Here is a 14879-nt window from a genome sequence, read left to right as displayed (position 1 = left end):
CAAAAATTGCCTGTTTCCGGGCTGTGGAAAACCCTCCTAATTGGTCGTCGAAATTCGTTGATTCGCTCGATTCGAACGGGAGATACGATGTCGGCCGCCAAGATCGTTCCCGCCCTGCTGATCGCGCTGGGACTTGCGGGCTGCAAGACGGGCGGCGACACGCCCTACCAGAAGATGGCGCTGGTCGAGGAGACCGACGGCATCGCCACCGGCTCGATCGCCCCGCGTGCGGCGATCGACGGCGGCGTCTCGCGCTGGTTCGACGAGCGCGGTGCGGCCCTGCCGCACGGTGATCGGCTGGCCTACTGCCACGGCTTCGGGTGCGAGTTCAAGACGCCGATCGCCTTCGGCTCCGATCAGCGGGCCACGCTGTCGGCGCTCTTCGCCAAGGCGAACTCGCCCGACGCCGAACGCCACGCCGTCGATCTCGCCGACCAGTTCTGGGAGAGCTACGCCGCGCCGCAGCTGGGCGGTCCGCCGGATCGCCGCGGTTCGGAGTTGAAGGACGCCCACGTCCTCGGTCAGACCGACTGTATCGACGAGGCGACCAACACCACGACACTGCTCGTCTGGCTCGAGCGCAACGGCTTCCTCAAGTATCACCACGTCCGCCGGCCGGAATCGCGCGGCGCCTTCCTCTATGCCCACGCCACCGCGGTGATGACCGACAAGACCACCGGCATCGACTGGGTCGCCGACAGCTGGATGCGCGACAGCGGCGATCCGATCGACGTCATGCCGCTGGAGACCTGGTTCTCGCTCGCCTACGTCGACCCGGTCTCCTGATCGATCGACACCGTCCGTCTCCAAGGCCGCGGCGCGTGAGCGTCCGCGGCCTCTTCGCGTCGGCACCGAGCCGGGCGGACGTGCGGCATCGCGGCCGATCGGTCGGCGACGGTCTGGGGGAAAGGGAGCGGGAGGAGGGGCGGACGGCGCCGGCGGACCCCCGGAATCGAGGCGCCCGCCGGAGGGAGGAGGAGCCGGCGGGCGCTCGAAACCGATCCGAGCAGGGAGGAGAGCTCGTCCGGTCGTCGGATCCGGCAGGGAGGAGATGCCTGGACCCGAATTCGATTCCAAATGCCGAAGAGCGATCTGGGAGGTGACCGCCCGTCCGACACGAAAGAGGATAGGACAGACGCCCTGTCCCAAATAGAGCCATGATCGCATGCCGCTCATGCGAAAACGCATGGCTCGTAAACAACGTATGACTTTTTCGTATAGGAAAGCGTGGAAAGCGGCGAAAACCGCCGTCTTTCGCGCCATGCCGCCGGCGTGGGCGATGCCCATGGGAGCCGCGATGTCCGAGGGGCTCGCGGGATCGTGAAGGCCCCCGCGACGCCCATCGGCGCGGCGCGCGCGCCGCGTTCGGCCCCGTTTCAGCGCTTGCCCGGCCGCCGCTTCAGGAGGTCGGCGAGGAAGCGTCCGGTGTGGCTGCGCGGCTCGGCCGCGACGTCCTCGGGCCGGCCGACCGCGACGATCTCGCCGCCGCCGTCGCCGCCCTCGGGGCCGAGGTCGACCAGCCAGTCGGCGGTCTTGATCACCTCGAGATTGTGCTCGATGACGACGACTGTGTTGCCCTGGTCGACCAGCTCGTGCAGCACCTCGAGCAGCTTGGCCACGTCGTGGAAGTGGAGGCCGGTGGTCGGTTCGTCGAGGATGTAGAGCGTGCGGCCCGTGGAGCGGCGCGCCAGTTCCTTCGACAGCTTCACGCGCTGCGCCTCGCCGCCCGACAGGGTTGTCGCCTGCTGGCCGATGTGGATGTAGCCCAGCCCGACGCGCGACAGCGTCTCGAGCTTGTCGCGGATCCCCGGCATGGCGGCGAAGAACTCGCAGCCCTCGTCGACCGTCATGTCGAGCACGTCGGCGATCGACTTGCCCTTCCACGTCACCTCGAGCGTCTCGCGGTTGTAGCGCTTGCCCTTGCAGGTGTCGCAGGTGACGTAGACGTCCGGCAGGAAGTGCATCTCGATCTTGATGACGCCGTCGCCCTGACAGGCCTCGCAGCGCCCGCCCTTGACGTTGAACGAGAACCGCCCCGGCCCGTAGCCGCGCGCCTTCGCCTCCGGCAGACCGGTGAACCATTCGCGGATCGGCGTGAAGGCACCGGTATAGGTCGCGGGGTTCGAACGCGGCGTGCGGCCGATCGGCGACTGATCGATGTCGATCACCTTGTCGAGCAGCTCGAGCCCCTCGATGCGCTCGTGCGGCGCCGGATTTTCCTTCGATCCGTTGAGCTTGCGGGCGACCGCGCGGAACAGCGTGTCGATCAGGAAGGTCGACTTGCCGCCGCCCGAGACGCCGGTGATGCAGGTGAAGACCCCCATCGGGATCTCCGCCGTGACGTTCTTCAGATTGTTGCCGCGCGCGCCGACGACTTTGATCGCCCGGTCCGGATCGACGCGCCGCCGCTTCTTCGGCACCGCCACCTCGAGCACGCCGGAGAGGTACTTGCCGGTCAACGAGTTCGGATCGGCCATCACCTCGGCCGGAGTGCCGCGCGCGACGATCTCGCCGCCGTGGATGCCGGCGCCGGGGCCGACGTCGACGACATAGTCGGCGGCGAGGATGGCGTCCTCGTCGTGCTCGACGACGATGACGGTGTTGCCGAGGTCGCGCAGGTGCTTCAGCGTCTCGAGCAGGCGCTCGTTGTCGCGCTGGTGCAGGCCGATCGACGGCTCGTCGAGGACGTAGAGCACGCCGGTGAGCCCCGAGCCGATCTGCGAGGCGAGACGAATACGCTGGCTCTCGCCGCCCGACAGCGTGCCGGAATTGCGGGCGAGCGTCAGATAGTCGAGACCGACGTCGTCGAGGAACTGCAGCCGCTCGCGGATCTCCTTGAGGATGCGGGCGGCGATCTCGTTCTGTTTGGCCGTCAGCCGCTCCGGCAGGCCGAGGAACCACGGCAGCGCCGCGCGGATCGACAGCGCCGAGACCTCGCCGATGTGGCGCCCGTCGATCTTCACCGCCAGCGCTTCCGGCTTCAGCCGATGGCCGCCGCAGTCGCGGCAGGGGGTGGTGGCGAAATAGCGCTCGATCTCCTCGCGCGACCACTCGCTCTCGGTCTCGCGCCAGCGCCGCTCGAAGTTCGGGATCAGGCCCTCGAAGGTCTTGCGCGTCTTATGGTGCCTGAGGCCGTCGTCGTAGGCGAACTCGATCGCCTCGCGCCCCGTCCCCCACAGGATCACCTTGTGGGCGACCTCCGGCAGGTCGCGCCACGGCGTCGTCATGGCGAAGCCGTAGTGCTTGGCCAGCGCCTCGAGCGTCTGTCCGTAGAAGGGCGAGGCCGACTTCGCCCAGGGTGCGATCGCCCCCTTGGCGAGGCTCAGCGACACGTCGGGGACGACCAGTTCCGGATCGATCTTCTGCTCCGAGCCGAGGCCGCCGCAGGTCGGGCACGCGCCGAACGGGTTGTTGAAGGAAAAGAGCCGCGGCTCGATCTCGGCGATGGTGAAGCCGGAGACCGGACAGGCGAACTTCTCGGAGAAGACCAGCCGCTTCGGCGCGCCCTTGTCGTCCTTCTCGTCGACGAATTCGGCAAACGCGATGCCCTCCGCGAGCCCGAGCGCCGTCTCGAAACTGTCGGCGAGGCGGGTGGCGAGATCGCCGCGCACCACGATGCGGTCGACCACCACCTCGATGTCGTGCTTCAGCTTCTTGTCGAGGGCAGGGGCCTCGGAGATCTCGTAGAGCGTCCCGTCGACCTTGACGCGCTGGAAGCCCTTCTTCTGGAAGTCTTGAAGTTCCTTGCGATATTCGCCCTTTCGCCCGCGCACGACGGGGGCGAGGAGCAGGAGCCGCGTGCCCTCGGGCAGGGCCAGCACCCGGTCGACCATCTGGCTGACCGTCTGACTCTCGATCGGCAGGCCGGTCGCCGGCGAATAGGGCACGCCGATGCGCGCGAACAGCAGGCGCATGTAGTCGTAGATCTCGGTGACGGTACCGACCGTCGAGCGCGGGTTCTTCGACGTCGTCTTCTGTTCGATCGAGATGGCGGGCGACAGGCCGTCGATCTGGTCGACGTCCGGCTTCTGCATCATCTCGAGGAACTGGCGGGCATAGGCCGAGAGGCTCTCGACGTAGCGGCGCTGACCCTCGGCATAGATCGTGTCGAAGGCGAGCGACGACTTGCCCGAGCCGGAGAGGCCGGTCATCACCACCAGGCTGTCGCGCGGCAGGTCGAGATCGACGTTCTTCAGATTGTGCTCGCGCGCGCCGCGGATCGAGATCGTCGTGCGGGCATGGTCGAACAGCTGCCGCGTCGCGATCGAGGCGGCTTCGCGCGTCGCCGCCTCGCCGCTGGGCGCGGCTGCACCGTTTTTCCTGCCGGGCTTCGCCTTCGGCTCGCTCATCGTCGCTCCTGCCGCTCGGGTCGTGCCGGACGAGCCGTCTCGTCGCCCGCGGGCGCCGATCGATCGCTGCCGGACCATCGGGAATCCGTCTTGCGTTTCCGCCGTGCTCGGAATAGAACACAACAAGAACGGATGCAAGCCCGTTCCCGGCGGCGAGACGGTGTCTCGAGACCCAGTCTAGAGCACGACGCGCGCGTGACCACGGCGGAGGGCGCGGATCGGCTCTGTTCGCGCCGACTGTTGTGGAAAAACACCGCCCGCTGCGCCGTGCGGTGGGTGAGGGCGTCGCGATCGTGATCGCGACGGGCTAAGGGTGGGGTCTCAGCCCGGCTCGTCCGGCGCGCGGCCGCGCCCGTGGTGGCGCCGTCGTGGGCGCCCAGGAAGCCGACGGCCGGTTTGCCGAGGAGGAAGCGATGTCCGGAAGCGTCAACAAGGTCATTCTCGTCGGCAATCTCGGCGCCGATCCCGAAATTCGCCGCACCCAGGACGGTCGCCCGATCGTCAACCTGCGGATCGCGACGTCGGAGAGCTGGCGCGACCGCAATTCCGGCGAGCGCCGCGAGAAGACCGAGTGGCACCGCGTGGTGATCTTCAACGAGGGCCTCGCCAAGGTCTGCGAGCAGTACCTGAAGAAGGGCATGAAGGTCTATCTCGAGGGCCAGCTCCAGACCCGCGAATGGGAAGACCAGCAGGGCCAGAAGCGCTATTCGACCGAGGTCGTGCTGCAGGGCTTCAACTCGACCCTGACCATGCTCGACGGTCCCGGCGGCGGCCGTGGCGGCGCGGCCGCTGGTGGCGGCGGCGGTGACTTTGGCGGCGGCGACGACTTCGGCGGCGGCGAGCGCGGCGGCTGGGGCGGCGGCGCCGGCGGTTCCGGTGGCGGTCGCAGCAACTACGGCGGCGGTCGCGGCGCGTCGGCGAGCGGCGGTGCGTCGGGCGGCGCCGGCGGCGCCCGCGGCGGCTACAACCCGCCCCCGGCCTCCGACATGGACGACGAGATCCCGTTCTGATCGGGATCACGCGATCCATCGATCGATCTTTTGGCGCCCGCCCGAGCCCTTGGTTCCGGCGGGCGTTTTCGTGCGCGCCGCTTCGATGAGGTCCGGATCGGCGCCGTGCTCGATCCTTCGAGACGCGCCTGCGGCGCTCCTCAGGATGAGGTTCTGGAGATTTCCCAGGAAAGACAAACGCCTCATGCTGAGGAGGGCGCCCATGGGCGCCCGTCTCGAAGCATCACGCACGGCGTCGAACTCGGCTCGGCCGAATGGTGCAAAGAGACCCGAAGGGAGCACGGAGCGCGGCTGCGCCGCGAAATCCCCAGAAGCACGTGGTTCGGTGGCGGTGCGCCTCGCTGCCCCTCCCGCCTCACCCGCCGGCAATGATCGCGCGGATGCCGTCGGCGACGAACTGGACGGCGAGTGCTGCCAGCAGCAGGCCGAGCAGGCGGCCGATGACGACGCGGCCGGTCTCGCCGATGCGCTTGTCGATCGGGTCGGCGAGCAGGAAGACCGCGAGGCCGATGCCCATCACCGCGACGATCAGGCCGATGAAGCCGGCGAACGCCGTCATCGACGGCGCCTTGGAGGCGGCGAGGATCGAGGCCGAGATCGCGCCGGGGCCGGCGAGCAGCGGGATCGCCAGCGGGAAGGCGGCGATGTCGCGAATGTGATCGAGCGTCACGGCGCGGTCGGCGTCCGACTTGTCGCGCGGCTCCTTCTGCGAAAAGACCATCTGAAACGCGGTCGAGAACAGCAGCAGACCGCCGGCGATGCGGAAGGACGGCAGCGAGATGCCGAGCAACGCCAGCAGCTTGCCGCCGGCGAGCGCGAACACGATCAGCACCGCGGTGGCGATCGACGTCGCCCTCAGCGCCACCTGCCGTCGGTCCTTCGGCCCCATGCCGGCGGTGAGCCCGATGAAGAGCGGCGCGAGCCCGAGGGGATCGACCGTCACGAACAGCGTGACGAAGGCTTCGAGCAGGTAATCGAGCATGGCGGTCCCTCGGGTTCGGCCGGTTCTAGCATGCCGGGAGGTCGCTTCCGAGGGGGCGGAGGGCGCCGCGCGAGGCTTTGCGCGGGGTGTTTTCCACCGCCCCGACGTCTTTGCCCGAATGGTGCCCGAAATGGCGGGGAAACTCGTTCCGTCAAAGCCGATCTTCCTTGAAAATCCGGCCCTTCGATTGGCTTTTCGAGGCGAAATCGTGTATTCCGACGCGACTGTCCGGTCGTGATTTCGAAGCAGAGATTCGCGCCCGTTCGCGAGAGGGAAAGAGACACCTTTGTCCGGTCGAGACGATACCCCCATCGGCGGCGGCGACGCCTCCGAGATCAAGCCGATTTCCATCGCCGACGAGATGAAGCGCAGCTACCTCGATTACGCCATGAGCGTGATCGTGAGCCGCGCGCTGCCCGACGTCCGCGACGGTCTGAAGCCCGTGCATCGACGCATCCTCTTCTCGATGCACGAGAACGGCTACGACTGGAACAAGGCCTATCGCAAGTCGGCCCGCGTCGTCGGCGACGTCATCGGTAAGTACCATCCGCACGGCGACCAGGCGGTCTACGACGCGCTGGTGCGCATGGCGCAGGACTTCTCGATGCGCCTGCCGCTGGTCGACGGCCAGGGCAACTTCGGCTCGGTCGACGGCGACAGCGCCGCGGCCATGCGATACACCGAAGTGCGTCTCGCCAAGCCGGCCCACAAGCTGCTCGAGAACATCGACGAGGACACCGTCGACTTCCAGTCGAACTACGACAACACCGAGCGCGAGCCGATGGTGCTCCCGGCGCGCTTCCCCAACCTTCTGGCCAACGGCGCCGGCGGCATCGCCGTCGGCATGGCGACCAACATCCCGCCGCACAATCTCGGCGAGGTGATCGACGCGACGATCGCCCTCATCGACCGTCCCGAGATGTCGATCGAGGAACTGACGGAGATCGTCCCCGGCCCGGACTTCCCGACCGGCGGCGTCATCCTCGGTCGCGCCGGCATCCGCTCGGCCTATGCCGCCGGCCGCGGCTCGGTCACCATGCGCGGCCGGGTCAAGACCGAGATCGCGCGCGGCGGCCGCGAGGCGATCGTGATCTCCGACATCCCCTATCAGGTCAACAAGGCCTCGATGGTGGAGCGCATCGGCGAACTGGTGCGCGAGAAGAAGATCGAAGGCATCGCCGAGGTTCGCGACGAATCCGACCGTGACGGCTACCGGGTGGTGATCGAGCTGAAGCGCGACGCCATGTCGGACGTGGTGCTGAACCAGCTCTATCGCTTCACCCAGCTCCAATCGACCTTCGGCTGCAACTTCGTGGCGCTCAATGCCGGCCGCCCGCAGTTGATGACTCTCAAGGACATGCTGGTCGCCTTCGTCGCCTTCCGCGAGGAGGTGATCGGCCGGCGCACCCGCTTCCTGCTCAACAAGGCGCGCGACCGCGCCCACGTGTTGGTCGGCCTCGCCATCGCGGTCGCCAACATCGACGAGGTCATCCGCCTGATCCGCGCCGCGCCGGATCCCGCGACCGCGCGCGCCCAGTTGATGGAGCGCGCCTGGCCCGCCAAGGACATGGCGCCGCTGATCGAGCTGATCGCCGACCCGCGTCACGTCGTGGCGGCGGACGGCACCTACAAGCTCTCCGAGGAACAGGCCCGCGCCATCCTCGACCTGCGCCTGCAGCGCCTGACGGCTCTCGGTCGCGACGAGATCGCCGAGGAGCTCGAGAAGCTCGCCGCCGAGATCGCCGACTATCTCGAGATCCTCGCCTCGCGCGAGCGCATGCTCACGATCATCAAGAACGAGCTCGCCGAGGTGAAGGCCGAGTTCGCCACCCCGCGCAAGACCGAGATCCTCGACGTCGCCGGCGACGTCGACGACGAGGACCTGATCGCCCGCGAGGACATGGTGGTGACGGTCACCCACGCCGGCTGGATCAAGCGCGTGCCGCTGTCGACCTATCGGGCGCAGCGTCGCGGCGGCAAGGGCCGTTCGGGCATGGCGACCAAGGACGAGGATTTCGTCGTCCGCCTGTTCGTCGCCTCGACCCACACGCCGATCCTGTTCTTCTCGTCGCGTGGTCAGGTCTACAAGACCAAGGTGTGGCGTCTGCCTCTGGCGGCGCCGCAGGCGCGCGGCAAGGCGCTGGTCAACATGTTCCCGCTCGAAGCCGGCGAACGCATCACCTCGATCCTGCCGCTGCCGGAGGACGAGGGCGAGTGGGCGACGCTCGACGTGATGTTCGCCACCACGTCGGGTTCGGTCCGCCGCAACGCCCTGTCGGACTTCACCCAGGTGAACCGCAACGGCAAGATCGCCATGAAGCTCGACGAGGGCGAGGGCATCGTCGGCGTCGACACCTGCACCGAGAACGACGACGTCCTGCTGACCACGGCGCTCGGCCAGTGCATCCGCTTCCCCGTCCCCGAGGTCCGCGTCTTCAAGGGTCGCGATTCGATGGGCGTGCGCGGCATCTCGCTCGCCGACGACGACACCATCATCTCGATGGCGATCCTGCGCCACTTCGAGGCCGATTCCGACGAGCGCTCGCTCTACCTCAAGCAGGCGCGCCTGATGCGCGGCGAGACCGAGGCGGAAGGCGGCTCCGACGAGGAGACCACGGCCGGCACCGGTCAGCTCGACATGGAGCGCTACGCCGCCATGTCGGCCTCCGAGCAGTTCGTTCTGACGATCTCGGAGAACGGCTACGGCAAGCGCACCTCGTCCTTCGAGTATCGGACGACGGGACGCGGCGGCAAGGGCATCGTCGCCATGTCGACCGGCCCGCGCAACGGCAAGCTGGTCGCCTCCTTCCCGGTGGAGGACGCCGACCAGATCATGCTGGTGACCGACGGCGGTCAGCTGATCCGCTGCCCGGTCGACGGCATCCGCGTCGCCGGCCGCTCCACCCAGGGCGTCATCGTCTTCAACACGGCCGACGCCGAACGCGTCGTCTCCGTCGAGCGCATCCGCGACGACGAGACCGGCGACGACACGGACATCGGCGACGGCGAGGCGGGTGAGGGCGACGCCGAGGTCTGATCCTCGGCGGACCCGACGACGACATGGAACCCGCTCGCGGATCTCCGCGGGCGGGTTTCGTCGTCTCGGGCGGTCGACACGGGGTACGGCGCGTTGAGCCCGACGGGGTTTGGGCCTAAGACAGTCATCCGACGCGCCGCGAACGAACGGTGCCGGCGAGGGGAGGCGAGACGACGCGCATGAGCCGGACTTTTCTCTATTCGGGTTCCTTCGACCCGGTCACCAACGGCCATGTCGACGTGCTCGCCCAGGCGCTCGATCTCGCCGACCGTGTGGTTGTGGCGATCGGCGTCCATCCGGGCAAGAAGCCGCTGTTCGAGTTCGACGAGCGCGTCACGATGATTCGCGAGACGGTCGAGGCGCTCGGCGTCGATCAGGCTCGCGTCGACGTCGTCGCCTTCTCCGATCTGGTGGTCGAGGCGGCGCGGCGCGTCGGCGCGGTCGCCATCGTCCGCGGCCTGCGCGACGGCACCGATCTCGACTACGAGATGCAGATGGCCGGCATGAACGGCGCCATGGCGCCGACGATCCGCACGCTCTTCCTGCCGGCTTCCCCCGGCGTCCGCCACATCACCGCCACGCTCGTCCGTCAGATCGCGGCGATGGGCGGCGACGTGCGGCCCTTCGCCCCCGAGAGCGTCGCCCGACGCCTCGCCGAGCGGTTCGCGTCCGCGTCCTGACCCTTCTCGCCGACGCCGTCGGCCCATCCGGAGTACGTGCCTTGCTTCGTAGAACCCTCCTCGCCGCGCTCGCGGCACTGCCCTTCGCCGCCACCGCCCGCGCCGCCGGCCCCGCGGCCGACGATCGCGAGAACCAGCTGATCCTGACGCTGAAGTCGGGCAAGGTCGTCATCCGCCTGCGCCCGGACATCGCCCCCAAGCACGTCGAGCGCATCAAGTTCCTCGCTCGCCGCGGTTTCTACGACGGGCTCAAGTTCCACCGCGTCATCGCCGGCTTCATGGCCCAGACCGGCGACCCCAAGGGCGACGGCTCCGGCGGCTCGGACCTGCCGAACCTGCCGGCCGAGTTCAACCCGATGCCGTTCCAGCGCGGTACGCTCGGCATGGCGCGTGCGTCGAGCCCCAACTCGGCCAACTCGCAGTTCTTCATCATGTTCGCCGACGGCGCCTTCCTGAACGGCCAGTACACCGCCTTCGGCGAGGTCGTCTCGGGCATGGAGTTCGTCGACCAGATCAAGAAGGGTCCGAAGGAACTGAACGGCATGGTCGACGGTCCCGACGTGATCGTGAAGCTCCAGGTCGCCGCCGACGTGAAGTGAGCGCCGCGCTCCTTTTCGAAAATGCGAAAGCCCGGCCGCGAGGCCGGGCTTTTTCGCGTCGTGTCGGAGACGGTCGGATCAGGCGACCCTGGTGCCGCGCTTGCCGTCGGTCGCGGCCTCGACGGTCCAGCGGACCTGGTTGCGTCCGCCCTTCTTGGCGGCATAGAGGCAGGTGTCGGCGCGCTCGATCATCGAAGCGGAATGGTCCGACGGCCGCCATTCGGCGATGCCGATCGAGATGGTGATGCGGCCGAGGTTCTCGCCCGTCGAGCGCTTGACCAGCTCCTTGGAATAGACCGCCTCGCGGATGTGCTCGGCGACGATCACCGCCTGGTCCATCGGCGTGCGCGGCAGGATCACCGCGAACTCCTCGCCACCGTAGCGGAAGGCGATGTCCTGGCCCTTGATGTTCTGCTTCACCGCCAGCGCGACGAGCCTGAGCACCTGATCGCCGGTCTGGTGGCCATAGGTGTCGTTGAAGTTCTTGAAATGGTCGATGTCTGTGAAGAGCAGCGAGAAGGGCTGCCCCGAATGGGCCGCCTCGTCGTTCATCCGCTCCAGCGACTGGTCGAAATGCTTGCGATTGGCGAGCGTGGTCAGATCGTCGACGAGGCTCTCGTAACGGATCGCCTCGAGGCTCTCCTGCAGCTCGGTGATCTGGCGACGCGATTCGACGAGTTGCTGCTCGAGCTGCCGATTGGCCGACACGGTGTCGCGCGTCGCGTCGATCAGTCCGCTGACGATGGTCTCGATCGATTCGCCGTCGCGGGCGCCCGCAAGCGCCGCCTGTGCCTCGCCGAGCGAGGTCGAATAGACCGCGGTCGAGGCCATCTGCGTCTCGAGCATGCCGGCGACACCGGCGATCTCGCGGCTCAGGCGCCCGCCGACGTCGTCGATCCGTTCGCCGATCCGCGCCGGTGCCACGAACTGGTCGTAGAGGTGATCGATCTCGGATGCGGTGATCTTGCCGCGCGAGCGGATGATCTCGTTGATCGACTTGTTGAGGGCGTGATTGAAGCCCGCGGCGTAGGTGTACCAGAGCTCGTAGTTGCGAGGATAGGCGGGGAGCTCGTTCTTGCGGATGTGGCCGACGGCGTTCTCACCGTAGACGATCGTCCGCTTGAAATCGTCCCTGTCCGTCATCGGTCCAGCTCTCCCGCCCGGCCGACCAGCAGCCGAATTCGATGCCGTCACTCCCCTGAACGACACCGGCGCAGAATCGCAGGAATCGCTTAATCCAGGGTAAAGAAACAATCGAGGGAAGAGTAGTCCTCGCTGGAAGAAGCACCGCTGGCGACGCGTTGCCGGTGATTCATCCGACCATTGATCTCAGGAAGAGAGCGGTTGCGACAAAGTGTTCTCGAGATGCGATCGAGCATCGCCGGGGCCAAATGCAACACCGCCGCAACGGTGCGTTGCGGCGGCATGGTTGTGCATTGCGTCCAGCGCATGCGCCATCGTCCGGATACGCCGAAAATGCGTAATGTCGGACATGGCGCAACGCACTCGTCGTGTCAGGAGCGCCCTGCCCGAACCGGGCGCAGCAGGAAGGCCGGGACGTGATCGCCCAGACCGACCGGCGTCTCCTCGCCGCCGTCCTCGTCGCGGCCGCGTCGGGCCGCGAAGCGATCGCCGGCCCGCACCGGGCCGAGGTCGTCGCCCGGACGCGGCACGCGGCCGCCCTCGGGACGCGCCGACCTGCGTTCGCCGCCGGCCTCGCCGCGCGAGCTCTTGCGCTCGGCGCGGGGCGCCTCGGTGCGCGGGGTCTCGCTCGTGCGGGGCGCCTTCTCGCGACGCGGTGCCGGAGCGGCGGCTTCCTCGCCGGCGGTCGCGGTGACGGTCTCGGCCTCTTCGCGACGCGGGCTGCTGCGGCGTCCGTCACGACGACGGCCGTCCTCGCGCGCCTCGCCGCGTCCACCGCGCGCAGGACCCCGGCCGCGGCGTTCGCCGTCGTGGCTGCGGGACGTGCCTTCGCTCGGCGGCAGTTCATCGAGCGTCGGTCCGATCCACGAGATCTCGTCGCCGGTCAGCTTCTTGATGGCGGCGAGATGCTTGCCGTCGAGCTCGGTGACCAGCGTGATCGCGGTGCCCGAGCGCCCGGCGCGGCCGGTGCGGCCGATGCGGTGGACGTAGTCCTCGGAATGGATCGGGACGTCGTAGTTGAAGACGTGGGAGACGTCCGGGATGTCGAGGCCGCGCGCCGCCACGTCGGAGGCGACGAGCAGCGTCAGCTTGTTGCCGCGGAAGCCGTCGAGCATCGCCATGCGGGCGCGCTGTTCCATGTCGCCGTGCAGCGCGCCGACCGAGAAGCCGTGCTTCTCGAGGCTGCGCCAGACGACCTGCACGTCGCGCTTGCGGTTGCAGAAGATGATACCGTTCTTCAGGTCTTCGGCCGAGCGGATCAGTCGGCGCAGCACGTCGCGCTTGTCTTGCGGTTCGCGGCCGGCGGCGGCCAGGAACTGCGACACGGTCTTGGCGGTCGAGGCCGGCTTGGCCACCTCGATGCGGACCGGGTTGCGCAGGAACAGGTCGGCGAGGCGCTGGATCTCGGGCGGCATGGTCGCCGAGAACATCATCGTCTGGCGCGACGGCGGGATCAGCTTGCAGATCTTCTCGATGTCCGGGATGAAGCCCATGTCGAGCATGCGGTCGGCCTCGTCGATGACGAGGATCTCGACGCCGGACATCAGCAGGCGGCCGCGACCGAACAGGTCGAGCAGACGGCCGGGCGTGGCGATCAGCACGTCGACGCCGCGATCGAGCTTCTTCAGCTGTTCATCGAACGACACGCCGCCGATCAGCAGCGCGACGTTGAGCTTGTGGTTGATGCCGTACTTGTCGAAGTTCTCCTCGACCTGCGCGGCGAGTTCGCGCGTCGGCTCGAGGATCAGGGTGCGCGGCATGCGCGCCCGGGCGCGGCCCTGCTCGAGGCGGGTCAGCATCGGCAGCACGAAGGCGGCGGTCTTGCCCGTGCCGGTCTGGGCGATGCCGCAGACGTCCTTCAGTTCGAGGACCATCGGGATGGCCTGAGCCTGAATCGGCGTCGGGGTGGAATAGCCGGCCGCTTCGACGGCCGCGAGGACTTTGTCGGAGAGTCCGAGTTCGTTGAAGGTCATGTTGTCCATCGGGCCCGGGATTGCGACCTGGTCGTCCCGCGACGCGCACGGTTGCTGGCGTCTCGACGAGAAGCGAGGTCCGCGGGCAGAATCTTTGTGCAGTGCGAGATCTCGGCCGGAAAAATAGACGAGGTCGCGAGAAAGTCAAACTGATTCGCCCCTCTCCGTCGAGTAGGGTCGAGATTTGCCGAGACGTTCGCTCGCGTTTATTGACGCGAGGCGACGACGGGTCCTCCGCCGGGTGTGACGCGGGTGCCGCGCGCCGGCCGGTTCCATCGAGGAGAACGACATGACGAAGCTTCCGCTACTGTTGATCCCCGGTCTCAACTGCACCGCCGCTCTCTGGGCCGATCAGGTCGCGGCGCTCGGGGCCGGACGGGCCGTCATGGTCGCCGACCACGGAAGCGCCGAGACGATCGCCGCCATCGCCGCCGCCATCCTCGCCGCCGCCCCGCCGCGCTTCGCTCTCGCCGGCCTGTCGATGGGCGGCTACGTCGCGATGGAGATCCTGCGGGTCGCGCCCGAACGCGTCGGTCGCCTCTGTCTCCTCGACACCCGCGCCGACGCCGATGCGCCGGAACAGTCCGAGGTCCGCCGCCAGCTGATCGACATCACCGAGCGCGGCGGCTTCGCCAAGATCGCCGCCATGCAATATCCCCGCCTCGTCGCCCCCGCCCGCCTCGACGACGTGGGCCTGCAGGCCACCGTCCGCGCCATGGCCGACGCCACCGGCGCGCACGCCTTCGTGCGCCAGCAGAAGGCGATCCTGACCCGCATCGACAGCCGCCCGTCGCTCGCCGCGGTTTCGTGCCCGACGACGGTGATCGTCGGCGCCGACGATCAGCTCACCCCGCCCGATCTCGCCCACGACATGGCCGAGCGCATCCCCGGCGCCCGCCTCGTCGTGGTGCCGGGCGCCGGCCACCTGTCGCCGCTCGAGGCGCCCGACGCGGTGACGGAGGTGCTGCGCGACTGGTTGGAAGGCTGATGGCGACGGCGCGCATCGGTCGGTATGACCGGTGTGCGGCAACCGTCGGGCGCTGATATTCCAGGTCATCCGTCCATTTACGTAATCTGCTTGTGATTTCGGCAGATTCCGGCGCTCA

At 68.2% G+C, this 14879-nt stretch carries 11 protein-coding genes; 6 read left to right on the top strand and 5 right to left on the bottom strand.

Features of this window, described 5'->3' with window-relative positions:
- Positions 1-87: 87 nt before the first annotated feature.
- Positions 88-786, top strand: coding sequence for a hypothetical protein (locus ACT53U_RS04985; RefSeq protein ID WP_476153269.1), 699 nt, complete (start codon positions 88-90; stop codon positions 784-786).
- A gap of 590 nt (positions 787-1376) precedes the next feature.
- On the opposite strand, the gene uvrA is transcribed toward ACT53U_RS04985, so the two are convergent.
- Positions 1377-4349 (bottom strand): excinuclease ABC subunit UvrA, encoded by a 2973-nt coding sequence (gene uvrA, locus ACT53U_RS04980; RefSeq protein ID WP_476153267.1) that lies wholly within the window; start codon positions 4347-4349, stop codon positions 1377-1379.
- Positions 4350-4762: 413 nt separating this feature from the next.
- Between uvrA and ACT53U_RS04975 the strand changes: the two genes are divergently transcribed.
- Positions 4763-5359 carry a single-stranded DNA-binding protein gene (locus tag ACT53U_RS04975; RefSeq protein WP_476153265.1) on the top strand — a complete coding sequence of 199 codons (597 nt, stop codon included), beginning with the start codon at positions 4763-4765 and terminating at the stop codon, positions 5357-5359.
- Positions 5360-5365: 6 nt separating this feature from the next.
- Here the strand turns inward: ACT53U_RS04975 and ACT53U_RS04970 are convergent, their stop codons facing one another.
- Together ACT53U_RS04970 and ACT53U_RS04965 are read right to left on the bottom strand one after the other, a co-directional pair.
- Positions 5366-5563, bottom strand: coding sequence for a hypothetical protein (locus tag ACT53U_RS04970; protein ID WP_476153264.1), 198 nt, complete (start codon positions 5561-5563; stop codon positions 5366-5368).
- A gap of 151 nt (positions 5564-5714) precedes the next feature.
- The gene (locus tag ACT53U_RS04965; protein WP_476153262.1) at positions 5715-6341 is read right to left on the bottom strand and encodes a MarC family protein; all 627 of its coding nucleotides are present in this window, start codon (positions 6339-6341) and stop codon (positions 5715-5717) included.
- 286 nt (positions 6342-6627) lie between these two features.
- Between ACT53U_RS04965 and gyrA the strand changes: the two genes are divergently transcribed.
- The 3 genes from gyrA to ACT53U_RS04950 all read left to right on the top strand — a co-directional run bounded on the left by gyrA (position 6628) and on the right by ACT53U_RS04950 (position 10657).
- A complete protein-coding gene (gene gyrA / locus ACT53U_RS04960; protein WP_476153260.1) occupies positions 6628-9378 on the top strand; it encodes a DNA gyrase subunit A in 2751 nt (916 codons plus the stop codon).
- A 179-nt stretch (positions 9379-9557) separates the two neighbouring features.
- Positions 9558-10058, top strand: coding sequence for a pantetheine-phosphate adenylyltransferase (gene coaD, locus ACT53U_RS04955; RefSeq protein ID WP_476153259.1), 501 nt, complete (start codon positions 9558-9560; stop codon positions 10056-10058).
- 41 nt (positions 10059-10099) lie between these two features.
- Positions 10100-10657 carry a peptidylprolyl isomerase gene (locus tag ACT53U_RS04950; protein ID WP_476153257.1) on the top strand — a complete coding sequence of 186 codons (558 nt, stop codon included), beginning with the start codon at positions 10100-10102 and terminating at the stop codon, positions 10655-10657.
- Positions 10658-10735: 78 nt separating this feature from the next.
- On the opposite strand, the gene ACT53U_RS04945 is transcribed toward ACT53U_RS04950, so the two are convergent.
- Positions 10736-11800, bottom strand: a complete 1065-nt coding sequence (locus ACT53U_RS04945; RefSeq protein WP_476153256.1) for a GGDEF domain-containing protein — start codon at positions 11798-11800, stop codon at positions 10736-10738.
- 371 nt (positions 11801-12171) lie between these two features.
- On the bottom strand, positions 12172-13773 hold the full coding sequence (locus ACT53U_RS04940; protein ID WP_476153254.1) for a DEAD/DEAH box helicase: 1602 nt from the start codon (positions 13771-13773) through the stop codon (positions 12172-12174).
- Between the two features lie 289 nt (positions 13774-14062).
- On the opposite strand from ACT53U_RS04940, the gene ACT53U_RS04935 reads away from it, so the two are divergent.
- Positions 14063-14761 (top strand): alpha/beta fold hydrolase, encoded by a 699-nt coding sequence (locus tag ACT53U_RS04935; RefSeq protein ID WP_476153252.1) that lies wholly within the window; start codon positions 14063-14065, stop codon positions 14759-14761.
- The last annotated feature ends 118 nt before the right edge of the window (positions 14762-14879 follow it).

It is taken from the genome of Pinisolibacter sp. DMC19 (genome assembly GCF_056313985.1).
This window is presented reverse-complemented; position numbering and strand designations above follow the sequence as displayed.